The 26,905-nt window shown below is 69.5% G+C and carries 25 protein-coding genes and 2 pseudogenes; 25 read left to right on the top strand and 2 right to left on the bottom strand.

Features of this window, described 5'->3' with window-relative positions; translation table 11 throughout:
- Window positions 1-42: 42 nt before the first annotated feature.
- The 4 genes and pseudogenes from ACZ7L5_RS03890 to ACZ7L5_RS03875 all read left to right on the top strand — a co-directional run.
- Complete coding sequence (locus ACZ7L5_RS03890) at window positions 43-786, top strand: glycosyltransferase family 2 protein (RefSeq protein WP_471514510.1); 744 nt, start codon at window positions 43-45, stop codon at window positions 784-786.
- On the top strand, window positions 779-1,885 hold the full coding sequence (locus ACZ7L5_RS03885) for a hypothetical protein (protein ID WP_471514135.1): 1,107 nt from the start codon (window positions 779-781) through the stop codon (window positions 1,883-1,885). The genes ACZ7L5_RS03890 and ACZ7L5_RS03885 overlap by 8 nt, the downstream gene beginning before the upstream one ends.
- Before the next feature lie 37 nt (window positions 1,886-1,922).
- Window positions 1,923-2,381, top strand: coding sequence for a hypothetical protein (locus ACZ7L5_RS03880; RefSeq protein ID WP_471514133.1), 459 nt, complete (start codon window positions 1,923-1,925; stop codon window positions 2,379-2,381).
- Window positions 2,378-2,821 (top strand): annotated as a pseudogene (locus ACZ7L5_RS03875) (hypothetical protein); the annotation flags it as partial. The gene ACZ7L5_RS03880 and the pseudogene ACZ7L5_RS03875, both read left to right, overlap by 4 nt.
- Here the strand turns inward: ACZ7L5_RS03875 and ACZ7L5_RS03870 are convergent.
- The gene (locus ACZ7L5_RS03870; protein WP_471514131.1) at window positions 2,805-3,017 is read right to left on the bottom strand and encodes a hypothetical protein; all 213 of its coding nucleotides are present in this window, start codon (window positions 3,015-3,017) and stop codon (window positions 2,805-2,807) included. The pseudogene ACZ7L5_RS03875 and the gene ACZ7L5_RS03870 overlap by 17 nt on opposite strands.
- A 58-nt stretch (window positions 3,018-3,075) precedes the next feature.
- Between ACZ7L5_RS03870 and ACZ7L5_RS03865 the strand changes: the two genes are divergently transcribed.
- The 17 genes and pseudogenes from ACZ7L5_RS03865 to ACZ7L5_RS03785 all read left to right on the top strand — a co-directional run bounded on the left by ACZ7L5_RS03865 (window position 3,076) and on the right by ACZ7L5_RS03785 (window position 17,115).
- Window positions 3,076-3,573 carry a hypothetical protein gene (locus ACZ7L5_RS03865; protein ID WP_471514129.1) on the top strand — a complete coding sequence of 166 codons (498 nt, stop codon included), beginning with the start codon at window positions 3,076-3,078 and terminating at the stop codon, window positions 3,571-3,573.
- 99 nt (window positions 3,574-3,672) lie between these two features.
- Window positions 3,673-4,098, top strand: coding sequence for a hypothetical protein (locus ACZ7L5_RS03860; RefSeq protein WP_112438344.1), 426 nt, complete (start codon window positions 3,673-3,675; stop codon window positions 4,096-4,098).
- A complete protein-coding gene (locus ACZ7L5_RS03855; protein WP_471514127.1) occupies window positions 4,095-4,940 on the top strand; it encodes a relaxase/mobilization nuclease in 846 nt (281 codons plus the stop codon). The genes ACZ7L5_RS03860 and ACZ7L5_RS03855 overlap by 4 nt, the downstream gene beginning before the upstream one ends.
- Before the next feature lie 13 nt (window positions 4,941-4,953).
- Window positions 4,954-5,649, top strand: coding sequence for a hypothetical protein (locus ACZ7L5_RS03850; protein WP_471514125.1), 696 nt, complete (start codon window positions 4,954-4,956; stop codon window positions 5,647-5,649).
- 23 nt (window positions 5,650-5,672) lie between these two features.
- Window positions 5,673-6,431: a hypothetical protein gene (locus tag ACZ7L5_RS03845; protein WP_471514123.1), complete on the top strand. Its 759-nt coding sequence runs from the start codon at window positions 5,673-5,675 to the stop codon at window positions 6,429-6,431.
- A complete protein-coding gene (locus ACZ7L5_RS03840) occupies window positions 6,428-7,078 on the top strand; it encodes a hypothetical protein (RefSeq protein ID WP_471514121.1) in 651 nt (216 codons plus the stop codon). Before ACZ7L5_RS03845 ends, ACZ7L5_RS03840 begins: the two co-directional genes overlap by 4 nt.
- Before the next feature lie 151 nt (window positions 7,079-7,229).
- A complete protein-coding gene (locus tag ACZ7L5_RS03835) occupies window positions 7,230-7,457 on the top strand; it encodes a hypothetical protein (RefSeq protein WP_471514119.1) in 228 nt (75 codons plus the stop codon).
- A 275-nt stretch (window positions 7,458-7,732) separates the two neighbouring features.
- Complete coding sequence (locus ACZ7L5_RS03830; RefSeq protein ID WP_471514117.1) at window positions 7,733-8,116, top strand: hypothetical protein; 384 nt, start codon at window positions 7,733-7,735, stop codon at window positions 8,114-8,116.
- A pseudogene (locus ACZ7L5_RS03825) lies at window positions 8,113-8,914 on the top strand (SPDY domain-containing protein). The gene ACZ7L5_RS03830 and the pseudogene ACZ7L5_RS03825 overlap by 4 nt, the downstream one beginning before the upstream one ends.
- 28 nt (window positions 8,915-8,942) lie before the next feature.
- Entirely contained in the window at window positions 8,943-9,299 is a 357-nt protein-coding gene (locus ACZ7L5_RS03820) for a hypothetical protein (RefSeq protein ID WP_471514115.1), read from the top strand.
- A gap of 292 nt (window positions 9,300-9,591) precedes the next feature.
- Window positions 9,592-10,695: an SPDY domain-containing protein gene (locus ACZ7L5_RS03815; RefSeq protein WP_471514113.1), complete on the top strand. Its 1,104-nt coding sequence runs from the start codon at window positions 9,592-9,594 to the stop codon at window positions 10,693-10,695.
- Window positions 10,692-11,033 carry a DUF317 domain-containing protein gene (locus ACZ7L5_RS03810; protein ID WP_471514111.1) on the top strand — a complete coding sequence of 114 codons (342 nt, stop codon included), beginning with the start codon at window positions 10,692-10,694 and terminating at the stop codon, window positions 11,031-11,033. Before ACZ7L5_RS03815 ends, ACZ7L5_RS03810 begins: the two co-directional genes overlap by 4 nt.
- Window positions 10,984-11,466, top strand: coding sequence for an SPDY domain-containing protein (locus ACZ7L5_RS03805; RefSeq protein ID WP_471514508.1), 483 nt, complete (start codon window positions 10,984-10,986; stop codon window positions 11,464-11,466). The genes ACZ7L5_RS03810 and ACZ7L5_RS03805 overlap by 50 nt, the downstream gene beginning before the upstream one ends.
- A gap of 32 nt (window positions 11,467-11,498) precedes the next feature.
- Window positions 11,499-13,292: a type IV secretory system conjugative DNA transfer family protein gene (locus ACZ7L5_RS03800; RefSeq protein ID WP_471514109.1), complete on the top strand. Its 1,794-nt coding sequence runs from the start codon at window positions 11,499-11,501 to the stop codon at window positions 13,290-13,292.
- Window positions 13,289-14,560 (top strand): DNA cytosine methyltransferase, encoded by a 1,272-nt coding sequence (locus ACZ7L5_RS03795; RefSeq protein ID WP_471514107.1) that lies wholly within the window; start codon window positions 13,289-13,291, stop codon window positions 14,558-14,560. Before ACZ7L5_RS03800 ends, ACZ7L5_RS03795 begins: the two co-directional genes overlap by 4 nt.
- Window positions 14,560-15,678 carry a DnaB-like helicase N-terminal domain-containing protein gene (locus ACZ7L5_RS03790; RefSeq protein WP_471514105.1) on the top strand — a complete coding sequence of 373 codons (1,119 nt, stop codon included), beginning with the start codon at window positions 14,560-14,562 and terminating at the stop codon, window positions 15,676-15,678. Before ACZ7L5_RS03795 ends, ACZ7L5_RS03790 begins: the two co-directional genes overlap by 1 nt.
- A 66-nt stretch (window positions 15,679-15,744) precedes the next feature.
- Complete coding sequence (locus ACZ7L5_RS03785) at window positions 15,745-17,115, top strand: SPDY domain-containing protein (RefSeq protein ID WP_471514103.1); 1,371 nt, start codon at window positions 15,745-15,747, stop codon at window positions 17,113-17,115.
- A gap of 155 nt (window positions 17,116-17,270) precedes the next feature.
- On the opposite strand, the gene ACZ7L5_RS03780 is transcribed toward ACZ7L5_RS03785, so the two are convergent.
- Window positions 17,271-18,167, bottom strand: coding sequence for a DUF5655 domain-containing protein (locus ACZ7L5_RS03780; protein ID WP_471514101.1), 897 nt, complete (start codon window positions 18,165-18,167; stop codon window positions 17,271-17,273).
- A gap of 825 nt (window positions 18,168-18,992) precedes the next feature.
- Between ACZ7L5_RS03780 and ACZ7L5_RS03775 the strand changes: the two genes are divergently transcribed.
- From ACZ7L5_RS03775 to ACZ7L5_RS03760, 4 genes are all read left to right on the top strand, one after another.
- Window positions 18,993-20,549, top strand: a complete 1,557-nt coding sequence (locus ACZ7L5_RS03775) for a hypothetical protein (protein ID WP_471514099.1) — start codon at window positions 18,993-18,995, stop codon at window positions 20,547-20,549.
- Complete coding sequence (locus tag ACZ7L5_RS03770; RefSeq protein ID WP_471514098.1) at window positions 20,546-21,361, top strand: hypothetical protein; 816 nt, start codon at window positions 20,546-20,548, stop codon at window positions 21,359-21,361. The genes ACZ7L5_RS03775 and ACZ7L5_RS03770 overlap by 4 nt, the downstream gene beginning before the upstream one ends.
- Window positions 21,362-21,386: 25 nt before the next feature.
- Complete coding sequence (locus ACZ7L5_RS03765; protein ID WP_471514096.1) at window positions 21,387-25,844, top strand: hypothetical protein; 4,458 nt, start codon at window positions 21,387-21,389, stop codon at window positions 25,842-25,844.
- A 643-nt stretch (window positions 25,845-26,487) separates the two neighbouring features.
- Window positions 26,488-26,901: a Wadjet anti-phage system protein JetD domain-containing protein gene (locus ACZ7L5_RS03760; protein ID WP_471514094.1), complete on the top strand. Its 414-nt coding sequence runs from the start codon at window positions 26,488-26,490 to the stop codon at window positions 26,899-26,901.
- Window positions 26,902-26,905 lie beyond the last annotated feature (4 nt).

Below are 26,905 nucleotides of genomic sequence, written 5' to 3'. Positions count from 1 at the left end.
CTCGTCTTCCCGGAGCCTTCTCTGCCCCCGTACAACACGCCCCTGATCAGCGTCGTCATCGCAAGCCGCCTGCGCGAAGACCGGCTGGACTACCTGACCGCCATGCACGCCAGCCTCACCCGGCAGTCCGTGCCGTGGGAGGCCGTGATCGCGCTCGACGGTGCTTCGCCCGACCGTCTGCCGACCCCGCTCGCGCAGGACCCGCGCGTTCGCACGCTGGCGGTGCCCCGTCCAGTCGGCGCCGCCTGCGCCAGGAACCTGGCCCTCGCTCACGTACGCACTCCGTACACCAACTGGGCCGACGACGATGACCTGTTCACCGACGATGCGATGGCCGTACGGCTGAACACCCTGGAGTCGACGAGAGTCGGCTGGTGCGCCGGCTGGAGCGAGGACCAGCACCCGGACGGTTCGACCACTCTGTGGCGCTGCCCCACGCCGCCCGGCCGGCACGAGGCCGGTGACGTGTGGACGTACTGGAAGTCGCCGACGAACACCATCCCCATCGGGCCGACCACCATCCTCGCCCGCACCGACCTCGTGCGCGCCGCGCCGATGGGCGGCCTCGTCCAGGGCGAGGACTACTGCGCGGCCCTCGGCGTCACCGCTCTCGCCCCCGGGATCCTGCTGCCCGTCCCCGTATACAGGTACCGCAAGTGGAACGGCCAGATGACGGCCCAGGTCGGATACGACCAGCTGGAGGCGGCGGCCCGCGAGCACGCCTGGGCGTACGGCCGCAGTCTGCGCGCCGTCCTGCGCGGTGGCGAGGACCTGGTCCATGACTGAAGCGCAGATCATCCTGTCGCACAGCCGGGAGTCCGGGATCGTCGCCATCGCCTCGGGCGAGCAGTATCCGTGGGCGCACACCGCCCTCGCGGAGAGCGGCTTCCAGCGGGACGACGACGGCGTCTGGCACCTGCCCGCGGACGGCACCCAGACCACCGTGGTCGACCTGGTCACGTGCGCGAAGCGGCACCGCACCAGCGTGCACACGAGCAGCCGCCGGTTCATCGGCGACGCCGCCCGCGACCTCGCGCGCCTCCTGCCAGGCCAGTGGCACGCCTCGATCGAGATCTACTCGCACCCCGCCTGGCAGGAAGACCTGGTCCCCTGGATCTGGGACAGCGGCGAACTCGGCCGCACCGTCCAGAGCGAGCGGATCCCCTACGCCGCGCTCCTCACCGACATGGTGCAGGGCACCACGCTGCTGTTCATCGAGCGTCCCGGCCGTCAACTCGACTACCTGGTGGGGGCCTTCTCACCCGATGGGCTCGAAGGGGGTTACGGCGATCCCCACGCCCCGCACAGCATCGTCCTGCCGTCTTTCCCCGGACGGGCTGCCCAGGCCCTCACCGACCGGTACCTCCCCGCCTATGAGCAGGCCGTCCACGCCCGCCAGACGGCGGCCATCGCCGCCGTGCTCGGGGACATCCGCTCCGAGCACGACACCTGGCAGGCCATGAACGCCTCCGGCCGCTACAGCGACGCCACCCCGCTGAGCGCCGCCGCCCTGGGCGCCGCGACAGAGTTGTTCCTCGACCACGCCTGGCGCCGTTTCCTGACCGTCGTCGACCACGCCCCGGCGCTGCTCGACCGGTGCCAACCCGCGAACAGCCCGTGGCCCGACGATGCCGCAGCCCTTTCCCGTCTGGCCGACGCCGTGATCGATGCCGAAGCCCTGCTCGACGAGATCGTCCACGGCGGTTCCGTGCCGGCGCAGGAGCGCCGAGCACGCGCCTGGCCGGCCATCGAGACGTGGCTCACCGACGGCCAACCGTTCTTGCGTCAGGCCCGCATCAGGGCACCCCACCGTCGCCCGGCCCTGCCCGTCACCGCGCCAGCCCGCCCCCTCGCCGCGGCCCGGCCCGCGCACCGCGGGCCCTGACCCTTCCGCCCCACGCCCCGAGGAGAACCCCGCCACCTTGCAACCCGGCACCCACTTCGCCTTCGGCGACCACGAGGAACACGGCTTTGTGGCCTCCTTCACCGCCAACCTGCCCGCACACCTCGCCCACTGGTACCTGGAGCGCGAGCAGTTCGAGCCCGTTCCCGGAGAACCCGGCCTGTACCGGCTCAGCGAGCCCGAGCGCGACGGAGTCCGCCGCACCCGCCAAGCCGTCCACGACCTTCGCCGCCACGGCTACACCGTGCAGGCCGACATCCGCCTCGACCCGTCCCTCTCGGCCGGCCCGCCGCGCCCCTTCCGGCCCAACGGACTCCAGGAGCGCCGCAGCCGTCTCGCCCGGGCCGCCGCCGGCCGGACGACGCAGCGCTCCGCACCGCCCACCACCTCCCCGCCGGCGGCCCGGCCGATCCCGCCGAAGCCCTCGTACGCTCCGACCGTCCATTTGACAGCCGCGACCGGCGGGCGGTCTCGATGACACCCGCGAGCAGCCCGGCCCCCGACGGCCCCTTGCCGAGAGCTTCCGAACTGGCCAACGGGGCACGCGACTTCCGCTTGCGGATGGCGGTCATCGACAGCGAGACCGAGGCGACGCTCGACATGACACGCGACTGCTACGGCCGTACCGTCCACGCGGGCGCCGCGGCACTCGCACGAGCCCACCGCGACAAGGCGGCGGTGGAGGCGTACGCCACTCACCTCGCCCCGCACGCCGAGGCTCTCCTCGATGCCGCCCGCCTCGTGCTCGACGAGCTGCCACCCGCCCGGCACCTGGCCGGGTGGCGGGCCGTCCTGGACGGCCTGGCTGCCTCCGCCGCCGAGATCCACCGGGCCCTCGGCCGGCCGGCCGCCCCTGGCTCCCAGGCCGAACGCACTCAGCACGCGGCCTTGTGGCCGCACCTCACCGCTTGGGCTGATCCTCTCGATCGGCGTCGGGCAGTCCGCCGGTACCGCCCTGGCCGGACGCCTCGCCGAGCAGACGCTCGCCAGCGCGGCGCTCCCCGGCGCCGGCGCGGCCTTCGCCCTCGCCGTCCTTCTCGCCGCGCGCCGACAGCTCCGCCCCGCCGGACACCGGCCGCGCGGCCGACACCGCCGCCCACTCCGAGGCCGGCACAAGACGCCCTGATCTGGGCGCACCCCCACCTTCCAACCCCTTTTGAGGAGAACGAATTATGGCCGTGCGTACGCACTGGACCGTGGAGCACGCCTGCTCCCACAGCGTGGATCATGACCTGTCCAATCGCCCTGCCGACAAGCGGGCAGGCTTTGCCCGTTGGCTCGCGTCGAAGGACTGCACCAACTGCTGGAAGGCGGCGCGCGACGCCGACTCCGAGTCCAAGGACGAGTGGCTCGCGACCAAGCGTGCCGAGGAGCAGGAGGCAGCCGTCGCGTGGGCCAAGCAGTTCGACATGCCGCAGCTGGAGGGCCCGGAGAAGGCCCTGGACTGGGGCGAGCGCTCCCGCCACCAACTGATGACGGCCGCGCACACCGCGCTCGTCGTCGAGGGCACTTGGGACGAGGCGGACTGGGCGGAGCTGGAAGAGAAGGCCCGCTCCATCACCCGTGCCGGATGGTGGATCGACCAGCGCGACGCCGACGGCACTGACCTGCTCGAACTCCTCGACGCGGCCAGTGAGGCGGACCGCGGGACGGAGAACCCCTTCCACTGACAGCGGGGCAACATAGCCGGGAAACGCCGGTTAGCCAAACCGGCGTTCCTCCGGACTATTGATGCTCCCACCCCGCCATCAATCGCGTGGAAGGAACTCATGTCCCAGCCCCCTCCCACCTCGGCGTTCGCGCCGACGACCGACCCGCTCACCCCCGACCGGGACATCACCCACGCCCACTTCCAGGCCGGTGACACCGTCGTCGTCCTGAAGGGGGTGGCCGGCGGAGAACTGTGGGGCGACGCGATGCGCGTCGTGGCCCCTTCCTGGCACACCCCGACCGACGAGGACGGGTGGCGGCTGCGTGATGCGACCGGCGGCGCCCAGTCCTACGTCACCGCCCACCCCCGCTACCTCGTGCACCTCTCACGCCGCTGCCCTGACTGCCTGATCTATCTGCGGGCCATGGAGGACACCCTCCTCACACGGTTCGCCGACCGCGACGAACTGATCGACTGCGGCTGGTACACCACCACCGCCCTGGGCCAGCTCGTGCACATCGCCGACATCCGGAACGGCCGGTGATCCCCCGCCTGCACGAGCGGACCCACCGGCCCCACGACCCGCTCGAAGAGGCGCTGGGGCGGCCGGTCTCACCGAACGAGGGCCTAACGGAGCACACGATCGTCGCCCACTGGCCCGGCCTGGATTACTTCACCCTGGACGACGAGCAGAGGATCTGGACGTCCGTCCAGTGGGCCGAGCACCTCGAAGACCCCTACCTGGAGCATCCGTTCGCCGCCAGCCCCGACGACGACCGGCGGGCGATCCTCCACCTAGACATCCGCCTTCACCCGGACGACCGGGAACTGACCGGACCGGAGTGGGCCGAGGTCGCTCAACGGCTGGCACGAGCCGCCGGCATCGAGATCCCCGGCAAGGAACATGGCTGCCGATGGATCGCTGTCCAGGCCCAGCCAGGGCGCCTCGATCTGATCGCCAACCTAATCCACCTCGACGGCGCGTGGCACGCTCCCCCCGCGGACAAACTGCGGCGCCTGGCACAGGAGGCGCGTCGCATCGAACAGGACCTCCACCTGATCCCTGTCCGATCCGACCCCCCTTCGCGGCCTGCCGTCCGCGCGGCGCTCACGGCGTCGGCCCAGCTCGCGACCATCCTCAGGCAGCTCGCCGACGAACAGGCCGGCCCTCTGGCCGCGGTACGCGGACTCGTCGAGCACACCTCGCACCGGATCGCCCGCCAGCCGGGAGCAGCCGGCACCGATACGGCACACCGCCTGGAGCTGATCGCCCGCCGCCTCTACGCCATCCAGCAGGACCTGGACACCACCGCAAACCGCCTGGTCCAGCCCCGCGCCGTCCCGGCACCGGACGCCGTCCGGCACAACGCCCACCGATCGCCGTAGGAGAAACGTCTCCTTGCCCCGCACCGACCGCTTCCTGGACATCCGCCGCGACCCGCACTCCGACGAACTCCTTGCCCGCGGCGGCGACTCCGAGGCACACAGCATCCTCCAGCGCGCGGGCTTCGTCGCCGTCGTCCGAGTCCATGAGACGTACCACCGCGCCCCGACCGGCCTAGCGGAGGACGACGAGTCCCGTCTCGCCACCCACGCCGTGGCCCGCCTGCGGGCGACCGGATACCACGTCGACTGCGACGCGGACTTCGACACCGACTCGCGTCCGGCCAGCTACCTGCCGCTGGGGCCCTCCGTTGCCCACGTCGCCGAGCGCCTTCGCGAGGCCGCCACTACGGACGAGGCGGCCGATGCACTGACTGAGCTGACCGCCGCCCACGACGGCGTCCTCTCCGCGCTCGAGGAAGTCCTCACCGCCGCCGCCGACTTCCACGACGGGCTCGGCCAGGCGGCCCACCCCTACATCGCGCGGCGGCTGCGCTACCTCGCCGACGAGCACCTTCGCGTCATCCGTACCGACCTCTCCGAGACCCGCAACCAGCTCGCCGACCGGCATGCCCCGCACCCCGGCCGCAGCACCTGCACCGGGGAAGTCCCGTCAACCGAGCAAGAGCGCTCTGCCGTGTGCGCCTACCCGCCACCGCCGCGCACCCTCCCGGCCCCGCCGCCCCCGATGGCCACCGGACTGCGCCGCTGACCCCCACCTCGCCCAAGGACACCATGCACGACCACGACACCTCCGAGCGCCTCGCCTCGTACGCCGACGTTCTCGCCGGCGAACTCCCCGACAGTTGGACCAGCTCCCACCTGCCGGCCGACGCCAAGGACGACCTCGCCGAACTCGCCAACCGCATCTGGGACCTGGACCTGGTCGCCGCCTCTCTCGCCGAGCACCCCCTGCAGCAGGCCGCCGTCCTGAGCCGACAGGACGGTGCGCAGCTCGTCCTTCTGGACCGGCACGACGAGCGCGACGGCTTCCTCATCGCCGCCGTCGCCCCGCACGCCCTGCCCGACGAGGCGTTCCGCGCCGTTCCCGAGCCCAACGGCATCGCCCTGGCCGATGACCCGTTCCTGAGCGCCGAGCAGGTCGCCGACGACCTGCTCGCCCGATACGACAGCGCCCTCGCCCAGGTCCGCCGCAACGCCCTGTGCGGCATCCAGCCCTCCCAGCCGGACCGGGTCGTCCTGACCTGGCAGCCGGACGGCAGCATCGCTACTGCCCCCGCCAACGACCGCGCCAGCGCTGTCCTCATGGCCCACGGCTTCGTCCAGGACCCGCAGAGTGGCATCTACCGCCTGAGTTGTGACGACACCCAGACCCAGGCCCGCGCCCTGCGCGAGATCGGCCCGCGCCTCAACGCTCTCGGCATCGGCACCGCTCTGCAGCATTCCGCAGGCCGGACCGCGCCCACCGCCGCAATCGCTTCCGTACCGCCCGTCCCGGCCGGTCCTCGCACGCCGGCCACCCGGTCTCGGTGAAACAGACGGAGCCCGACTTCTGGGTGCTCGAGTACGTCACCATCACTAAGGACCCCCGAACTGACTTGGTCGTAGCCATCGGCGGCACCGACAAGGCCGCGGACATCCTCCAGCGAACCGGCGGCTTCCTCTCCGCTCCCGGACCGCGCGGGGACTATCACCGGCTTCTGCACGGCCTGCCCGTCGAGCAGCAGCGCCTGAAGGCGACTGCAGCCTCGCATGCCCTGCTCGGCGCCGGGCACAGCATCCACCTCGACCCCACGCTGAACATGCTGGTCGCACCAGACGGTGAACGTGAGGCCGCCCTGCGCTACCTGGCGGGGCTCGCTGAGCAAGCCGCAGCCGCCACAACCAGCAGCGAGGTGGCCGAGGTCCTGACCGAAGTCGCTGCCCCCGTCCACGGGCTGCTGCCCCTCGCCAGAGAGGTCGTCGTCCGCGCCTGGATCGCCGCCCGCGACTTCCCAGGGGCCGCGCCCGCCGGGGAACCCGATCCCATCGCACGGCTCGGAAGCACCGCCACCTCCATGAGCGAGGCCGCGCGCGCCATCCTCCACGCCCGCAACCACGCCGCACGCCCTGCGCAGCGGCCGGCCACTACCTCACCACCGCCGAGCCGCGCGCAGCCCGCGGAATCCCGCCGCCGCTGACCCCGGAGAACCACATGGCCAACCTGGCCGACGAGTACGGCACGGACGTCTGGATCTACATCAAGGCCCTGACGACCACCACCTGCTGGAACACCTCGGCCTGGAGCGCCACACCCTCCCCACGGACGCGCCGCTCTACATCAGGCACACCGTGCCCGAACACCTCGACGCCGACGAACAGAAGTGGCTGGCAACCCGCGCCATCCCCGCCCGGCTCCTGGCCGGGTACGAGGTCAACTGCACGCCCGACGTCTTCGACGAATCCGCCTACCGGCAGGCCGTACACGACCTGCGCTCCCGAGCGGGCCACCCTGCCGCACGGCAGCAGGCACCGGCCGGCTCCCCCTCGCCTGCAACCCCGGCCCGCCGCACCCCGTGAGGCGCCTGGGCGGTCCCGGCACAGCGCCGGGACCGTCCACCTCACTACCCGAGACCCGGAGAAACCCGTAGCAACCCACACACCCCCACCGATCAGCAACCGGCTCAAGCCCCGACTCGCCACGGCCCTCTTCCGCCGCTATCTGCGCGCCTGCATTCCGACCGGCCCCGACCACACCTCCCCGGTGGCTGGCGCCCGCCCGGAGGCCGCCCTCGCCGAGACACAGCGCGTCGGGCACCGCCACCACCACTGACCGTCCGCTGCCCCGGAGGAGCATGTCCCACCCCACCCCCTACCCGGTGAGACTGGCCGACGAGATCACCCGCCAGCTCGCCCAGCTCGCCGACCACCTCTCTCAGCTTCCCCCGCCCCAGGCCGCTCAGGTCATCGCCCGCGTGCTCGACCCGGATACCGGAGTCCTCGGCGGCGTCACCCACCTCGTCGCCACCGGCAGCGTGTTCGCCAAGGACCAGGCAGAGCGAGGCGCGCTCCCCGCAGAGGTGTGGCTCGCCCTGGGCCGTGCCTCGAACGAACTCGGCGACATCACGCTCGCCCTGGACGAACACAAAGACACCCTCCAGCGCGTCGGCGCCCAGCCCGCCACTACGGCGGCGAAGCCCCCGGCACCCGCACCGCTCGTCGTCCGGCGCCGCCGATGAAGAAGAAGCAGTGGCAGGGCTGGGGACCCGACGAGCAGGCCGAACAGCACTACCTCATCCAGCCCCGCGCCCTGGCCGGCGGCGGCGACGTCCGGCACGTCTCTGAGTTCCTGCGCGCCTCCGGCTGGCGGGACAAGTCCAAGACGGGCGGCCCCCTGCACATGGAGAGCCCGGATCGCACCGTCCGCATCGCCTACGACCCCTACGTCATCCCCGGCGGGTGGACCATCCACGGCAGAGCCGACGGAGCGAACGGCGAGTGGTCCGCCCACCTGGGCCAGCAAACGCCGGTGGAGATCGTCGCCGGCCTTACCGATGCCCTCACCCGCCCCCGTTCCGCCCATGCCCCTAACGTCTGGGCCCCTCTGCAGGAGCAGAGATGGCACACGCGCTTCGAGGGCCAGGACTACATGGCGACGAGCCCCGACTGCACCGCGTGGGTGCAGTACCGGCAAAGCCCCGACGGGGCGGCGATGTGGTGGACCGGAGCGCAGGACAAGCAGGGCAACGGCTGGACGGCCAACTTCACGCCGAACACCCCGATGCACCTGGTGCAAGCCTTCTCCACGGAACTCGCCAGCCCAGACCCCGTGATGCGCCCACGCGGACGCGTGCCGATGAGCACGCAGATCCGTACCTGGTCGGTGTCCGTGAAGCCCTCCCAGCTCAGTGCGTGGCAGCAGGCCCGCCACGGCCGCCCGCGCCGCCACCTGGGCCCGCAACAGCGCCCGCAGCACCAGGCCGCGCACCAGCGCCGGCCCCTACACCCCGGCCGGCGGCACACGCACCCGCCGCTGACCGCAACACCCCCGCCCCGAGGAGCCCGATGCCCGCACTCACCCCGGACACCATCCGCAGCCTGACCGAAACGCTCGCGGACCTCACCGACTACCTGCGCGAGAACCCCGACCCCGCAGAAGCCCTCGACCTCGTCGAGCCCCTCCTCGACGAGTACACGGGCCTACCCGTCCAGTTCGCCGACACGCTGCGCGCCCTCGCCCGAGCAGTGCACGAACACCCGGACACGCCGCGCACGGCGCAGGGCGACCTGCTGATCACCGAGCTGCGCACGGCCGCCTGGGAACTGGCCGACCAGCACACCCTCCACTACGTGCTGGACGATCTCCGCGACCTGTACGGCAGTTCGCCGACGAGCGAGCAGGGGTGCTGCTGGTGCCGCTGAGCGAACGGCAGCTCGCCGCCTTCGCCGACAAGCACTCCACGCAGATCCCGTACGACACCAGCCCTCGCCATCTCGCCGGCCCCGGAGACGCCCGCCACGTCACCCACGGTCTGGCCGCCGCCGGATGGAACGCCGTCTCCGACCCCCTGAGCGCCGAGATCATCCTGGCAAGCCCTGACCTTCGCCACCGGCTCCAGTTCTTGACCCGCAGTCCCGCACCTCCGCGTGGTGGCGGCTACGGGCGGAGCCCGTCGGCACCGAGCCCGGCTGGTACGCCGAGTTCGGCGAACTCGTGCCCGCCGAGGTCCTCGCCGCCTTCACCGACGCCCTCACCGCCCCGCCGCCACAGCAGCCGGCCCCGTGGCAACAGGTGACCTCGGCAGGATGGCAGCACGAGCCAGACGGCGCGCGCTCGCCGGACTCCATGTGCCACATCGAACTGCGGCCGTTGAGCGAATTCCACAACCGGCCGACCTGGCACATCGAGACCCGCGAGCCTGGCCACGGGGAGTTTTTCGGCCCGCGCATCTGGCACGCCTACCTCGACGAGCACACCCCCGCTCACCTGGTCAGCGCGTTCCTCACCGCGCTGACCGACCGCAGCCCGCTCCAGCGCGGCATGTTCGAACGCACCGGCACTACAGCGCCGTACAGGAGCCCAGCCCGCTGCGCCCGCAGCAGGTGGTCGACGCCCACGCCACGCGCATCAAACACCTCCGCGCCCAGGCAAGCTCCACCCGCCGCCAGCAGACGAAACCCGCGACGATCCCAGCGCACGCCAGTACCGCGCAGCCGGCCGCTCGCCGCTGAACCGACAGGACCCCTCCCCATCTCCCAAGACCACCACGCACACCGCAACTTCCTGCGCCACCTCGACCACTACGTGCGGGACAGCCAGAAGATCCTCGACGCCTGGGACGCCTACTCCGACGAACACACCGACCTCGACGGCTGGCCCTACGACGACCACGCCTACGGCATGCGCAAGAGCCAGCGCGACGCCGACACCGCCGAGGCGTTCGAGCCGCTCCACTACGGCGCCAGGCACCTGCTGGCGACCGCCGAGACACAGCTGACCCAACTGCCGGAGAACACGGTGCAGAGCCGCTGGGTCTACCAACTGGGCGTCCTGCACACGGCCCTCGACCGTCTCGACGAACTCCACGAGCAATGGCTGCTCACCCGCGACGCCCTCCCCGCCACCGCCAAGCCCGGCACCGCTGAATTCGACGACGCCCTCGCCGAACATCACGCCGAATCCTGGAGCTACCTCGACGACTGGGCCACCCACGGCAAAGCGCTCCGGGAGATCAACACCGCAGCCCGCAAGGCCCCCTCATCCCTGGTTCCCGTGCCTGCCCTCGCACCCGTGCGACGAACCGCGGCACGGAAGTGACTAGGGCCCCGACTCCCGAGACCGTCGAGGTCGGCTTCATCAACCCGCGCCACCTCGCCGGCGGCGGTGACTCCGCCTGGATTACCGTTCCCCTCCACCGTGCCTGCGGATGGAGCCACGGCAACGACCCCCTGATGCCACGCGTCCTGCTCTCCAGCCCCGACCAGAAGGCCCACCTGCGCCTGGAGCCCGACCCCGACGACCAGTGGTGGATCCTGCACCACGTCGCCGAGCCGGACCTGCCCGCCTGGTACGCCAGCTTCGGCGCCCGCCCGCACGGCCGTCGAACTGATCGCCGCCTTCACCGACGCCCTCACCCACCCGGCCCCAGCCGCTGACGCGCCTTGCGACCCGTACGGAGCGCTCCGGCAGGCCGGCTGGTCACCGTACGGTGACAACGGCCTTGCTTCCCCCGACAAGACGGCGTACGTCGAGCGGCTGGGAACACCGGCTGATCCGGAAGCCTGGTTCGTCACGGTCACCCTCGGCATGCACCAGACGGTCTGGCAGGCCCGCTTCGGTGCGCACACTCCGCCACACCTTGTCGCCGCGCTCGGCGATCCGAAGCCCGTGCACCGCACCGACAGCGGGCGCAGTCTGTCGCCCCTCGACCCGAACGTCGTCATCCGCCGGACGACCGACGTGCTCGCCGTGTACGTCGCCGGCGCGCGGGAAGACCGCGTCCACTCCCTCGCTGCCCGGCACACCACCACGCCGACAGCCCCGAGCCCCTCGCGGCATGCGCCGCCCAGGCACGGCCGCAGCCGCTGACCCTCCCCTCCCCGCCCGGAAGCACATAGCCCTTGCCCCCTTCCTCCTCCAGCAGCAACACCGACGGATACGACCTCGTCCTGCGCCTCCTCATCGGCGTGCTCGCCGTCGTCGTCCCCCTGTCCCACCTGGCCTGGCTGTCCGGCAACATCACCGCCTACCTCACCGGCACCAGCTGGGCCCCGTACCAACCGACCAAGGCCCTGCTCCGTCCCGAGCAGGTCTGGCCCGCCGCAGGAGAAACGTCCCTGCTGATCGGCGCCCGCATCGTCCCCGTTCTCCTGTTCCTCGCCCTCGGGGCGGGGGCGGGCATCCTGTGGGCTCGGCACAAGAACCGAAGCGGCGGCCGGAAGACGAAGATCACCGACATGGCCAAGGCTCGGGACATCGAGCCGCTGATGGCCAAGGCGATCACCGACAAAGCCCGCTCCCTGCGCCCCAGCTTGAAGAACAGCAAGCACATCGACGCGAAGGACACCGGCATCCTTCTCGGCAACCTGCAGGGCAGCCGCCACGAGGTACGGATGGGGTTCGAGGACGTCGCCATCGCGATCATGGCGCCCCGATCCGGCAAAACCACCTCGCTCGCCATCCCGTCCATGCTCGGCGCACCCGGCCCGGTCCTGCTGACGTCGAACAAGGCCGCCGGCGACGCCTTCACCACCGCCTACGAGGCAAGGGCCCGGGTGGGGGCGGTGTGGACCATGGATCCACAGCAGATCGCGCATGCCGCCCGAGAGATGTGGTGGAACCCTCTCGCCAGCGCGACCACCTTGGACGGGGCGAACCGTCTGGCCGGACACTTCCTCGCGGCCTCGGTGGACGCCTCCCAGCAGGGCGACTTCTGGTCGAAGGCTGGCAGCAACATCTTGTCCCAGCTGCTCTTGGCCGCGGCGCTCGACGAGCGGCCCATCACCGACATCATGCAGTGGCTCGCCTTCCCCGCCGACCGCACTCCGCTGGACATCCTGCGCGACCACGACTTCGCCGCCGTCGCCGCTCAGCTCAAGGGCACCGTCGAAGGCCCCCCGGAAACGAGGGACGGTATCTACGAGACAGCCCGGCAGTACGCCTCCGCGCTCCTGAACGCGGAAATCGCCGCGTGGGTGACGCCGCAGAAGGACATCCCGGAATTCCGGCCGGAGCAGTTCGTCACGTCCACCGACACGCTGTTCCTACTCAGCAAGGACGGTGGCGGCGGAGCCTCGGCGCTGATCGCCGCGTGCGCGGACTCAGTGATGCGGGCCGCGACCGCGCAGGCCGAACGTGCCGGCGGGCGCCTTGATCCGCCCATGCTGGCGATCCTCGACGAGGCCGCCAACGTGTGCAAGATCAGCGACTTGCCAGACCTGTACTCCCACCTCGGCAGCCGCGGGATCATCCCGATCACGATCCTGCAGTCCTACCGCCAGGGCCAGAAGGTCTGGGGAGACGCGGGCATGGACGCCATGTGGTCCGCCTCGACTGTCAAGGTGATCGGCAGCGGTATTGACGACCCGGACTTCGCCGACAAGCTCAGCCGCCTAATCGGTGACCACGACGTGGAGACCACATCCACCTCGCACTCAGACTCCGGAAAGAGCACATCGGTGTCGATGCGGCAGGAGCGGATCTTGCCCGCCGACGCGATCCGAGCCCTGCCCAAGGGAACCGCGCTCTGCTTCGCCACCGGCATGCGCGCCGCCATGCTCGACCTCCGGCCGTGGTACAGGGAGCCCGGCGCGGAGCAGCTGTCCGCGGCGTCCGCCCGCGCGTCGCAGGCGATCACCGCCCGCGCCGTTGCGAAGCACGCGCCGACACAGTCCGACCTCGGGCTGGCCACGTGATACTCGACCTCTTCGCGGGGCCGGGCGGCTGGAGCAGGGCGCTGCACGTCCTCGGCGTGCGCGACATCGGGCTGGAATGGGACGAGTGGGCGTGCAAGACCCGGGCCGCGGCTGGGCAGTTGACGATCCGCACCGACGTGGCAATGTATCCAACCTGGCCCTTCATCGGCCGCACCCGCGGAATGATCGCTTCCCCTCCGTGTCAGGCGTGGAGCATGGCCGGCAAACGCCTCGGCCTACTCGACCAGCCGCTGGTGCACGCGGCGGTCGAGGACCTGGCCGCCGGACGCGACACCCGCGAACACCTCCTCGCCGCGTGCCGCGACGAGCGCTCCCTGCTCGCCGCCGAGCCGATGCGCTATCTGTACGCCCTGAACACGGTCGGCGAGCCCGACTGGGTCGCCATGGAGGAAGTGCCGCACGTCCTGCCCTTGTGGAAGCAGTACGCGGCCGTCCTGCGCGAGTGGGGGTTCTCCGTCTGGTACGGGATCCTCAACGCGGCCGACTTCGGCGTCCCGCAGACCAGGAAGCGGGCGATACTCCTGGCCTCCCGCGTCCGTACGGCGCAGCCTCCTACCCCCACGCACTCCCAATTCGCGGAACCGGAGTCGCTGTTCGGTCCGGGCCGCGCCCGCTGGGTCAGCATGGCCGAGGCCCTGGGTTGGGGCGCGACCGACCGGCCCGTCCCCACCGTCTGCGCGGGCGGTGGACCCGGCGGCGGACCCGAACCGTTCCCGTCGGGCTCCCGCAAGACGCTGTCCGACGCCCGCGAGCGCGGCACCTGGATGTCCCGGCCGGACGGAGTGGTCCTGCAGTCCCGCCGCGAAGGCGCCGGATGGGCGGCCCCGCACGGCACACGCGAGAACCGAGCCGCCGACGCTCCGGCGCCGACGTTCACCGCCGAGGCGCACCGCTGGTCCTGGTCCCTGCGCAGCAACAACCAGGCAAACGCCACTGTCCGTCCACTGTCCGAGCCGGCTGGCACGCTGTTCTTCGGGCACCGCGCGAACGAGTGCACTTGGATCGCCGAGCCCGCCTCACCGCCGGCCGAAGAAGCCGATGCGCCCACCGTTCCCGAGCCGATCCGGATCACCGCCCGCGAGGCCGGCCTCCTGCAGACCTTCCCCGCCGACTACCCCTGGGCTGGCAACAAGGGCCAGCAGTTCTCCCAGATCGGCAACGCCGTTCCCCCGCTGCTCGCCGGCCACCTCCTCGCCCCGCACCTCGGCGTCACCCTCGACCCCGACGACTTCACCCTCGCCGCCTGATGCCTCACGCCCCCGAACCCGACGAAGACAACCTCAACTCCATCGCAGCGCCCCAGCCTGTGTTCCACGTCGAGCAGGCCCTGCTCGGGGCCCTCCTCCTCGACCCGTACCGCCTGTACGACGTGAGCGGCATCGCCGCCGACTCGTTCTCCACCGCCGCGCACGCTGCCCTGTACGCCGCGATCAGCACCCTGCCACTGCCCGACCCTGCCGAGCACGCAAAGAACACCAAGTGGCTCGACCGCGTGCTAGCCACGGGACGCGAGCAGGCTCGCGGGCTGACCGCCTCGTACCTGCACACCCTCGTTCAGGTCTGTCCCTGGTCCCGCCACGCGCCTGCCTACGCGCGGATGGTCGAGGCCGAACATGCCCGCCGCCGTCTGCAGACGGCCGCCGAACGCCTCGTCCAGACGGCCCACGACGTCTCCCTCCCGCACCCCGTCCAGGCGGTGCTCGCCGAGGCCGACGCGCTCGCCGCGGTCGTGGACGACATCGCAGCCCGCTTCCCGCCCCGCGCAGGCGTACTGCCCCGCACCGCGGCACCATCGCCGCCCGTCGCGCCCGACTACACGGAGGCGGTCGAGGAGGAGCAGATGCTAATCGCGACCGCCACCGCCAACCCCGCCGACATCGAGTCCGTCCGGTGGCTACTACCCGACGACCTCACCCTGCCCTTGCACGCCGGCCTGTGGCAGTGCCTGACCGCCCTGGCGCGCCGCCGCGAGCCCGTCGACCCCGTCACCGTCCTGTGGGAGGCCCAACAGCGCGGCCTGCTCGACGACGGAAGCGAACCGGGCGACGTGCTCCACCTGCTGGCCGAACCGGCCGGTTCCGTGGAGCACTGGAGCGAGCGCGCACTGCAGCGCTCCCTCCTGGCCACCGCCGATCGCACCGGTCGGCGCATCGAGGCGTACGCCGGCGACACGGCGAACACCCCGTTCCAGCTCGTCGTCGGCGCCCGCCGCTCCCTCGCCGACATCGGCGCCGTCCGCACCCGCTGGCAGCACGCCACCGGAACGGTCCCGACGCCGCAACCGCGACCGGCGCCCACCACCCGTGCCGGCCCGCCAACAACGACGGCCGCCTACACCGGCCGCGCCGCGCGAGCAACCCGATAGCACCCCGCACACGCCGGTGGCCGGACCCGAAGGCCCGGCCACCGGCAGAAGAGACGACACCCCAACGTGACTCCCACCATCGACGCCCACGTACGCCTCGACACCCACCCCACCCATCCAAGCGCCGTGACTGCCGTCCTGACCGGCACGCAGGCCCACGTTGCCCACCTGAGTCTGGAGGCAACCGACTGGACCGTCGTCGCCGACAACCTCCTGGTCCTGGTCCGCATCGACCACGAGGAGCCCTACTGGGCCAAGGACGCAGCCAAGCACCTGTCCGCCGACGGCATCACCGTGGAGATCACCCCTCGGCTCCAGGAGGCCATGGACGAGGAATGGACCTGGGCGAACTATCCGATGCCGTGGTGCACCCGCAGCGAAATCCGCGAGGTCTCCAATCAGGCGCAGAAGATCCACGACGACATCCGCCACGGCCAGCTCCTCATCCACGCCCACGCCCACGACGGCCACACCACCGTCGCGGTCGGCACCTACCTCCACCGCAACGGCAAGTCCGTCTACCTCCACGGCGAGGACCACCTGCGCCAGGTCACCGACACCTTCGGCTCACCCGCTGGGGCCCTGCTCGCCTTCGAGAAGGTCCACGGCGCCGAGATGCGTCCCGGCCCGGCACCCCTGACCGACACCGAACGCGCCGCTGCCGAGGCCCGCGCCCCGCTCTCCCTCACCGCAGTCAAGGCCGAACCGGCCCGTCCGGAGCCGGAGACCGTCCCGGCCTACCTGGCCGATGCCGGTAACCACGACGCGCTCCTCGACGCGTTCATCGACTCCCACTGCGAATGGGAGAAGTGGCGGACTTGGTCGGACGAGACGACCCACGCCATCCACGAGTCCCAGACCCTGCGCATCGAGCGCATCCACGAAACGCCCGCTCACGAAACAGCGTGGACCGTGGCCGCCTACGAGACACCCGTATCCGACCGCATGTGGGTCCTCACCGCGACCGGCGCCACCCCCGCCCCGATGTTGGAGGAGCTGCTGAATCACCTCGCCGAAGGCGACGGCTGGGACGCGGCCATCAGCGTGCCAGTGGACGAGAAGATGGTCACCGTGGCCACGCAGCCCCTCTCCGACGCCGGATGGAAGCACACCGTGGACGGGCGATGGATCCGCTGGAAGTCCCCCACCGGGGACGCGGGCGTCCAGTTCGACGCCTTCACCGCCCAGCACCCGAGCCACAACCTGGCCACCTGGACCGTCTGGGCCGGTCCCGGCCCTGACCGGCCCACCTGGGCCGTCACCGCGTCCCCGCACACCCCGAGTTCGCTGCTGGCCGATCTCTCCGAGGCCCTCGCCCACAAACCCGGCACTCGCCACCCACAGACCGGAACCCCTGAACGCAGAACGAGCCTCGTCACCAGCCCGCCGGTCACGCCCGCGGTCGCGGCCGCCCCCGCTGCCAGCCGTACACGCTGATCGTCAGCACGCAAGAGCGGGACAAGATAGCGCGGGATCGCCGATTAGCCCAAACCGGCGATCCCGCACATTATGGGTAGTCCACCGCCACGCCCTGCTCGTACGTCGAAAGGGGCCACCCCACGGCCACAGAGCAGCCATAGGCCGGCAGACGATCACGCCGCCGCGTAGCTGGCCCGGAACAAGTCCTGCGCCCGCTCCACGTCTCGCGGCGTACGCAGCTGCACCTCCAGATCACCCGTCCCGTGGTGACCGAGGCCGGACACGTCACGGGTGAAACCCGGAACGAGGCCGACGTCCTGCGGGTCGACCTTCAGGTAGACCAGCAGCTTGCTGCGCTGCGGCGGGCAGAGGCAGGCGAAGTTCCGCAGCCGCTGATAGGCCCGGTAGGTCTTGCGCTCGACGCGGTTCACACCGTCCCCGAGCCCGAGCAGTACCTCGTCGACAGCGTTCGCCAGCTCCACCATCGACGCGCCCCCGGCGCCGGCCGCCGCCCGGGCAACCGCCTGGCGGCGCGGTCGGCGTGCTACCTGCATGCCGCCGCTCACGGACGCCACGGTCTCAAGGCCGAGCAGGTCGCTGCCGAAGAGTCGGTAGCGGACCAGGTCGATCGACCGCCGGTGCTCGCGAACGGCATGCGCGTCGTAGCGCGTGAAGTCGCCGGCGATACAGATCAGGCGCGGTCCGCTCCATAGGACCTGGGACGCGGCCGTCACCCCGAGCCGGTCGCGGACCAGCTGCTCGAATTCGGCGCGATGGTCCATCAGCCATGCCAGGTAGAACAGGCCCTGGTTGATGACGCCGGCATCGACGCCGCGCTTGTACTCGACGATGACCGGCGATCCGTTCTCGTCCAGACCGAGCGAATCGATGCGGCCCCCGTGAACCGGCCCCGTGCCGTATTCGCTCGCCAGGAACCGGACACCCAGCAACGTCTCCATGTGCGCCTCGACGAGACCTTGCACATCTGCCTCGGCCTCAGCAAGACGCGGCGTGACCTCGGTCATGCCGCTATTCGTCGTGTCCGTGCGGAACAGCTTCAGGCCCGACACCTTCCCCTCCTCGACTCGGAGATCACCAACGCCGATGAGGTGCGGAATTGTTTCCGCGAGAGGCTGCGGAGGCGTGAAGATAATACGAGACCCTGCGTGCGGCCCAGCCGGAGAGCGGTCGCCTCTCTCGGTCACCGGGGAATCTACGGCTCCTCCATGCGTCCCCCGCACCCCAGGGGACAGCATTAGGAAGCTCTGGGGCATGGCACCGCGAGGGCTGGCCGCGGCAACGCTATGGGGCTGCGTGGGAGCGATACACCCAGCTCATAAGCTCGGCCAGTCTGCCGCAGAAGCCGAACGATGCGCCTCAATATTTCGCGGCGCGAACGCCCGGTGGTCGCTCTTCATGACCAGCCCTCGCCCTGGTCATGGGCCCTTGACTCGAATGCTGCCCCTTTCGCTGGGATACCCAGCCTTCCCACGCATAGACCGCCCCGGCCGATCCGCAAGAATCGCCTCACCGGACGGGAGCCTGCGCCCACTTCCTCACCATCCAGTCGCTACCGAACCTTCGGAGCGATCGGCTCCGGGATGAGCACGGCCCTGTCGCAACACCACCGGACGCCAAGGACATCCACCTCAGCAGGAGATCAGGGAAACGCCTTTGAGCCATAGGTTTCGCGCCAGCCGCTCAAATCTGCGCCCATCCTCCGCCATGGCGGCCACACGAACTGGGAACGGTCACCCGAGAGCGGCACGCTAGCCATCGCAGGCTGCCCCTCACCGCATCCATAAATAGCGCACCAGTTCGGATTCTGAGTGATTGTCAGTGCCGTGTCCTAGCTTCAAATCACAACGCGAGACCGGGAATTAGGGGAAGACCTGGTGATCTTTGAAGAGCCGTCCGCGATCTACGAAAGCATCACGTCGCGGATGCGAGCCCTAGCGGTGGTCTATCCGGTGCTGGCCTTGGATGCCAGCAAGGCCAAGAAGGAGCGCGGGTGGGACCCGTACCGCATGGCTGAACTGGCCTTGGCCGCGATTGACTTCGTAACGCTGCGCACCGACATGCGGACAGCCGTGCGGCAGGAGACGGTCGTGGAACACGTGGCCGAGTTCGCCGCACTGCAGCAGCCAGGCCGGACTGGGGAGGAGCACCGGGCAGTCGCCCGCTGGGTGACCGAGCGGCTGATCAACACCGAAGAACGTGACCGCGCTTTCCGCCACGACGTCGGGTACGTGACAGACAACAAGTTCGAGACGCGCGAGGCATCTTTCCAGATCCTCAAGGAAGTCCCCGATCACGTGGGGCAGGCAGCTCTCATCGCCACGGACGCGGCGATCACCGTGCTGGTGCATGCGATCGACGTCGATATTGCCTCGGAACAGATCGCCGCCGAAGCCAAGCTGGAAGCTCTGCTCAAGCGTTCACGGATCAGCGAGGCGTGGCAGGCCGCGCACAACGCACGGATCCAGAGCGTCCGGTACGCCAAGGACATCCATGGGCGCATCGAAGCCATGAAGCGCAATGTGCGGGCTGTGGACTGGGACACGGAAGTCAGGGACACGGTCGATGAGGCTCTGGAGCACGTGCGCAGCCGGTCCGCGGCCGAGACGAAGCACAAGGAGCGGGTCAACCAACTACTGGAAGCCACCGCCGATGAACGCAAGCGCAGACAGCTGCAAGACCTGGAGGCGCTCATCCACGAGTGCTGGCAACGTCACGCGGTACTGATTGACATGCTGATGACGGTCGGTCCGGAGTTCCGGCGCCAACAAGACCGTCAGGTGTTCGTGGCTCCGGCGATTCACACCCGCGTACATCTACATGAGCAGCTCCTTCAGCCGGTGCTGGAACTCTCACTTAACGCGTGCTTGGGCCCCTTGGAGGCGTTCACTCGTGCCGTCATGGGGCCCGTGCGTCCTCGTGTGATGTACCTGCCCGACTTTCTGGAAGGGCTCACCAGGGTCGCCGAGGAGGCCGACGGGGAGCTGGTGCCGGTTCAGAACGAGTACGACTGGTCGGAGATCGACGCCCGTCCCGCTTTCAGCGAAGAGCAACACTACGCGGTGGACGCGCTGCTGGCTGCCATCACGGACCAGGGCGTGCGGCTCTCGACCCTGCTGGCGGCCACACGCCAACCAGGCCCGGGCACAGGACCGGAATCAGGCACCGATGAGTTGCTCACGCTTCGCACCCAGCAGCTCTTCCGGCTCATTCCGGTGCGCCAACTCGTCGATGGTGAAACTGCCGTGGTGGCCGTCGACGACGGCACAGTCCTGGATGACGTCCTCTTTGGCGGCAGCGACTTCCTCCTGGTCCGCACCGGGGGCATCGGTCCCTCGCAGGAGTCACAGACGAACGCGCCTCTGCCCACTTTCCCAGCACCGCGCCGCCCGCAAGGCCCCGACGCCCACCAGCTTGATCAGGAGAGTGCATGAACCGTCACGAGGATGCTGCCGAGGCTGCCCGGATGGTCGCCTTCGCCATGGCCCGCCGCAAAGCGCCCGCTCGCTCTGGCGACTACGCCCGACTCGTCCAACGCTTCGACACTGAGCCGGACTTCGCGCAGGTAGTGCGCAAGGTCGCCCAGGGATTCGACCTGACGGTGCTGGAAGTTCATCCCATGACCGGGTTGGTCCTGGGCACCACGCCTGAGACCGACTTCGCGGTGTCCGTCTCCGACCTCGTCCCGCAAACCACCGATCGCCCCCTGTACCTGCTGGCCCAGCTGACCATCGCCGCCATGGTCTTCCCCCGTCCCGAAGACCTCGACGATGACGAGCATGTCGGCCGGATCTCAGTCAAGCAGGTCGATGAAGAGGTCCGGGTCCTGGCGTCGACCATCGAACGCCGCCTTGCACAGAGTGACGGAGATGTTGATCCACCCTCCGATCAGCCGGAGCTGGAAGGACTGTGGCGGGCCTACCTGCGCCGCAACGCCACGGGAAAGACGCAGACCGACAGGGCCCCACGAGCCTCGACGAGAGCCCTGGTGAAAAAGGCGTTCGCGCATTTGGAGAGCCACGGCTTCCTACGCAAGGTCAGCGACGAAGACGCCGGAACATATGTCACCAACGTCAAGTACCGACTGCAGATCCGCGACCAGGCCGCGCGCGACATGCTGGAGGAACTCGCAGCACTGGGAGTCGCAGCCCTCCCCACGGACGGCGCACCCGACCACGACCAGCCATCACCGGGCGACCCTCCGTCGCCGACCGAGAACACGCCGGTAACCGACCTGTTCAGCTGACCGCCCTCCTGCAAGGACCTCCTTCATGTATGAGCTCAACCGCATCCTGCTGCGAAACTTCGGGCCACGAGATGCCCGCTACGAAGACGTACCCCTGGACTTCTCCGGCGCCGGCGCCGAAGTGGAGACCGCCTCGCTGATCCCCGACGCCGGACACGTCGCCCAGCGGCCGGCACCCGCCAGCCTGGTGATGCTGCAGAACGGCGGCGGCAAAGGTGTCTTACTGACCGGCATCACCTGCACCACCATCCCCTACCGGCACAGCGATCTGGAGACGCTACGCAACTTCACCGTCTCAATGGCCCAGCCATCGCACGTGGTACTCGAATGGGCCGACGCACGCACCGGACGCCTGCTGGTCACCGCACAGGTCCTGGCCCCCGAACACGACGGCAAACTGCACCGCTGCTTCTACAGCTTCCACCCTTCCGCAGCCCTGGACGCCGACCGGCTCCCCTTCCACCGTGAAGGGCACTGGACGCCGTACGAGGACTACTGCACCGAACTGCGCGACTGGGAAAAACGAGTGGAAGCGCTCGAACTGCACATCGTCGAAGGCCAGGAGAAGTGGGAGAAACACCAGCGCGGCCTCGGCCTGCAACCCGAACTCTTCGACGTGCAGCGCAGGATGAACGCCAAGGAGAGCGACGCCGCCGCAGCCTTCACCACCAACACCGCCGACGCCTTCGTCGAATGGCTGCTGCGCAAGGCCACAGACGATGACCGGTACACCGAACTGGGCACGGCCTTCCGCGGTTATGCCGCTGCACACGACGAACGCGCCCTGTGGGAAAGGGAACGGCAGTTCGCGGTGGAGATGCAGCACGCATGCGAGGACGTCGCCAGCCTCCACGACACGCTCAACCGGCACGCCGATGAAGCCAAGAACGCCGAAAAGGACCTCGTTCACCTCACCTCCGCGATCCGGGCACGTCACACCGCCCTCACCGCCACCGAGGCCGAGAGAAACACCACCCTCAAGGACACGCACCGCGCGCTGGAAGCCGCGAAGCGCACCAGCGAACTCGCCCACTCCCGCGTCCAGCACGTACAGGCGTGTTCCCACACCCTCGAACTGGACGAGATCACCGCCCAAGAGCAGGAAACCCAGAAGAACAGGCAACAGGCGCAAGATGAGAGGACGGCGTGGGCGAGCGTCCCGATCGCGCTGCGTCACACACAGGCACTGGACAACAACAACCGTGCCCAGCGGGCCCTCGTCCAGGCCGAACTAACCGCCGCCCCCTTCGTCCAAGCCCTCGACGCCGCAGCGGCAGCGCTGCGCGCGGGCTATACCCGGGCCGAGAAAGAGGCCCGCGACACGATCCGCACGCACGAAGACACCACAGCCGAGACGCAGAAACGGATCGAAGAATGGCGTACCCGCAGCAACAAGCTACTCACCGCGGTAGGCGCTGCCCAGGAGGAAACCCGCACCCTACAGAAGCAGACCGACGTCTTCGCATTACGCCTGAACGCCGCCCGGGAACATGATCTCCTTGCCCCGCAAGAAAGCGCCGCCGATGCCGCCGCCCGCACCCAGGATCACGCACACCACAGCAAGCAGCTGCTGCGTGAAGCCGACCAGGTCCGCAAGAGCGTCCGAACCGAACGGGATGGCGCCCACACCGCACTGGCGGAGCAACAAGCCCTGGCCTGGTCCGCGCGTGCGGCCGCGACGGCAGCGGACGAGGAGAGCAGCCAACTGCGAGCTCAGGCTGTAGCCATCCGCAGCAACCCGCTGTGTGCCGAGCTATTGGAAGCCAACAGCGACGAGCTTGGCGCCGGCGACGCATTGCGCTGGCTGGGTGACCATGCCGGCGCCCTGCACCAGCTCGCCGAGCGTCGCACCGGCGGCCTCGAGACCGCACTGACACGCAAGCACATCGACCTGCAGAACGATCAGGATCTCCTCTCCCTCCTCGACACCAGCGAGGGCCTGCTGCCTGCCGCCGAAGAGGTACGCGACCTGTGCGGCCAACTGTCGGACCACGGGATCCACGCGGTGCCCGGTTGGCAGTGGATGCGCGACAACGTCCCGACCACGGAGCGCCAGCAGGTCATCAGTACACACCCCGACCTGGTCGGCGGGATCATCGTGGGCGGTCTCGACGGCTTGGACACAGCCCAGAGCATTGTGGAGCGCCTTCGCCCCCTGCCCTCCGCGGCCGTCACCGTCGGCACCGGAGAACGGATGCTGAGCACCCAGGCAGCGTCCGACAGCGGACGATTCGTGGTCGAACCTACCCCCGCCCTCCACGACGAAGAAGCCGCCGCACACGAGCGCGCTGCGGTCGACGACCGCATTACCGAGGTCACCCGCGAGTTGAACTTGCTCGGACAGCGCATCACCGCTGTACGAGACCTTCTGCGCCAGATCGCGAACTGGCGTGATGCCTGCGGTGTGCGGACTGTGTCCGACCTGCTTGGCCATCTGGAACTGCTGGAGACCTCTGCTGAAGAGGCCGAGACCGCACTGGCCGCAGCCCGCACCGCAGCAGGTGAGCAGGAGACTGCGCTGGAGGTCGCGGAGGACGAATGCGAACGCCGTACCGAAGGTCTTAAGGCAGCGCAGAGGATCGCCGAGGATCTGGCTCGCCTGGCGGAGGAGGAGACCGCTGCCGACCAAGCACGGGCCCGGATCAAGACCCTTGCCGGCGAGAGGGTCGCCCGCACCAACGAACTCGAGTTACTGGCGGGCCAGATCGACCAGGCGGGTGAGGAGATCCTGTATCTCGCGCGCGCCATCGAATCAGCCGAGCAGGCCGCAGACCGATACGCCCGGGCGCGCGAAGAGATCACCAGCACGTCCCAAGCGCAACAGGCACACGACGCCTCCAACGCAACCCTGTTGCCCCTCCCCTCTCTCCAACATCGCTATCTGCAAGCGCAGGACGAGCTGAGGGGCGTTGAGGTCGGCGAGGACCAGCAAGTGCGCGCCACAGCCGCGCAGAAGGCTCTGCTCGCGAGCCAGGAAGAATGGAACAAAGTCCCCGAACAGGTACGAGATCTGGCCATGGCCCACAGTCGCGATGGACGGGCCGGTGACCCCGTTCAACGCGACGCCATTCTGCGCGCCCTCACCGCCAAGATCGACTCCTGCGACGTGGCCCTTCAGCGACTGCGCGATCAGTCGAGCCGTCTTGCGGAGCGCTCCAAGCATCTCACCTCGGCAGTCTCGCTGAACGACGAAGACGCCGCAGCCTGGACACCTGCCACCGTTACTGAGGCCCGCGAGCTGGAGGCCCGGGCCACGGGCGAACTCGACACGGCTCAGGACAAGGAACGCCTTGCCGCTGCAGCCTTCAACACCGCCCGCCGCGATCAGGCCAGTTCCACCAAGGAGCTTGCGGCATTCGACCGTATCCTCCCGGTGCTGGAAGCCGCTGTCCACGGCCTAACCGTTCCTCCGGACCGGGAGCCCTACCACGGCACTGCGGAAGCAGCCGCATTCGCCGCTCGACAGGTGACAGCCGCACACACCACGTGCCGGGACGCAGCCCGCCAGACAGAGCGAAGCCTGGAAGGAAGCGTCAGCCGGCTCAAAGAAGTACCCGCCGATGTCCGATTCGAAGGACTCGACATCCCGCTGCGTACGCAGATCTCCGCCCTGGACAGCCGTCACATCCCAGCAATGGCTGCCACCTGGACCGATGCACTGACCTCTCGCATCGCCGCCCTGAACTCAGATCTCGAAGGCATGGCCAAGGCCCGCGAGGCCCTCGCCTCACAACTCAGCGGCCACGTCACCGACCTTTTGCAGCGCCTCGATCAGGCCAGTCGCTTCTCCGCCTTCCCTGAGGGGGACGCTCCCTGGTCCGGACAGAAATTCCTCAACATCCGCTACAAGAAACCGGATCTCACTGCCCTAGCCGCCCAGATGCACGAATCCGTCGATGCACTGGCCGGCAATCAACGCACTCGCAAGCTCAAGGGCATCGACGTCGTCATGCGCTGCCTCGTAGCAGCCGTCCCCCGCGGATTCACCGCCGAGGTCATGAAGCCCAACGCCTCCCACCGCCTGGACCGCGTCCCCGTCGAGGAAATGAGCCGCGTCTTCTCCGGTGGCCAGGAACTGACCGGGGCCATCCTCCTGTACTGCGCACTCGCCGCACTCCGTACTTCACCCGGTCCTCGCAGCCGCACCCGCAACGGCGGACTGCTCCTGCTCGACAACCCCATCGGCCGGGCCAACGCCGGGTACCTCGTCGACATCCAGATGGAGATGGCCGCCGCCCTCGGAATCCAGCTGATCTACACCACCGGACTGAGTGACGAGGACGTCATCTCGCGGTTCCCCATGCGCATCCAGCTCCGCAACGACGCCGAGGCCCGAAGCGGCCTCTCCCTCATCCGGCTCGATGAACAGGTACGCAACGCTCTCATCCCCGCCCCCCGTATCACTCCAGACCAAGACGTCCCCGAACCCGTCGGTGTCCTCACCTCTGCCCGGCTGTACAGGAAGCGGGGCGACGCTCAATGATCTCCCCCACGGGACAACTCCAAGTGCCGCTCTCCCCCGCAGCAGCACAACTCAGCGCCGCGCTCCAGGCCCGCACCGACCGCGTCACGGTCGGCCGGGCCACCCTCATCGAGGCATTCCGCGACGCTCTACCGGGCGCCGCCAGCGGCGAGAACGCACGCAGCACGCTCGCCACACTTCTGTACGAAATCGCCGAACACGGCATCATCGCCCTGCCCACCTCCCGCACCAAATGGGACGCCGGCCGCCCGGCCCTTCCGGAACAGGTCCGGATCCCCACCGCGCCGCCAGCGAAATCCTCCACCCCACGACAGCATGTGTCATGGCGGCCAGAGCTCAACTGGGCCTACGGCACTCGGTTGACCGCGTCCCAAACCGAAGACCTCCTCGCCTGCAACCGCTGGTTCCGGGATACCCACAACCAACCAGCCCGCCGCGCTCCCCTCCCCCTACGCGAGCGCTCACACGAGATCTTCCGCCACGAAAAGCGCCTCGACACCCTGATCACCGGAGCACTCTTTGCCCCCGGCAGACTGACCCTCGAACAGCTCTCCACCTACCGCGAACCGCCACCGCTGGCCCACCGCAGGCTCGGCGACGGCGACACCATGCTCGTAGTGGAAACAGCGACACCTACGCCACCTTGCACAACCTGCTCAAGGCCGCCCCCGGCCCCATCGGATACATCGCCTTCGGCTCCGGAAGAGCCTTCGAAGCATCCGTAGAAAACATCGCTGAGCTCCCTGGCATCCACCGCATCGTCTACTACGGCGACCTCGACGCCGAAGGCATCGCCATCCCAGCCAGAGCCTCAATCAACGGTGTCCAGCACGGATTGCCACCTATCGAACCGGCGACGGGGCTGTACCGCCTGTTGCTCGCCCGCGAACCCAACGCCGGCGACATCATCGCCAACGACCGGGCCCACAGCCTGACGGCATGGCTCCCCGAGGAACTCCGGCAGGCAGCGCACGTCCTGCTGACCAAAGGGCAACGCATCGCGCAGGAAGCAACCAACCGGAACGAACTCAGCGTCGATCCAGACTGGCGATGGTGAGCCT

It is taken from the genome of Streptomyces sp. NPDC107528 (assembly GCF_055639295.1).
Note: the sequence above shows the minus strand (reverse complement) of the source record. Positions and strands in the feature narration are given on the sequence as shown.

Excerpts from the sequence above, each read along its gene's own strand:
- ACZ7L5_RS03865 (WP_471514129.1), top strand. The coding sequence starts at position 3,076 with ATGGCCGTGCGTACGCACTGGACCGTGGAGCACGCCTGCTCCCACAGC.
- ACZ7L5_RS03830 (WP_471514117.1), top strand. The coding sequence starts at position 7,733 with ATGTCCCACCCCACCCCCTACCCGGTGAGACTGGCCGACGAGATCACC.
- ACZ7L5_RS03765 (WP_471514096.1), top strand. The coding sequence starts at position 21,387 with ATGTATGAGCTCAACCGCATCCTGCTGCGAAACTTCGGGCCACGAGAT.
- ACZ7L5_RS03885 (WP_471514135.1), top strand. The coding sequence starts at position 779 with ATGACTGAAGCGCAGATCATCCTGTCGCACAGCCGGGAGTCCGGGATC.
- ACZ7L5_RS03820 (WP_471514115.1), top strand. The coding sequence starts at position 8,943 with ATGCCCGCACTCACCCCGGACACCATCCGCAGCCTGACCGAAACGCTC.
- ACZ7L5_RS03860 (WP_112438344.1), top strand. The coding sequence starts at position 3,673 with ATGTCCCAGCCCCCTCCCACCTCGGCGTTCGCGCCGACGACCGACCCG.
- ACZ7L5_RS03770 (WP_471514098.1), top strand. The coding sequence starts at position 20,546 with ATGAACCGTCACGAGGATGCTGCCGAGGCTGCCCGGATGGTCGCCTTC.
- ACZ7L5_RS03845 (WP_471514123.1), top strand. The coding sequence starts at position 5,673 with ATGCACGACCACGACACCTCCGAGCGCCTCGCCTCGTACGCCGACGTT.
- ACZ7L5_RS03790 (WP_471514105.1), top strand. The coding sequence starts at position 14,560 with ATGCCTCACGCCCCCGAACCCGACGAAGACAACCTCAACTCCATCGCA.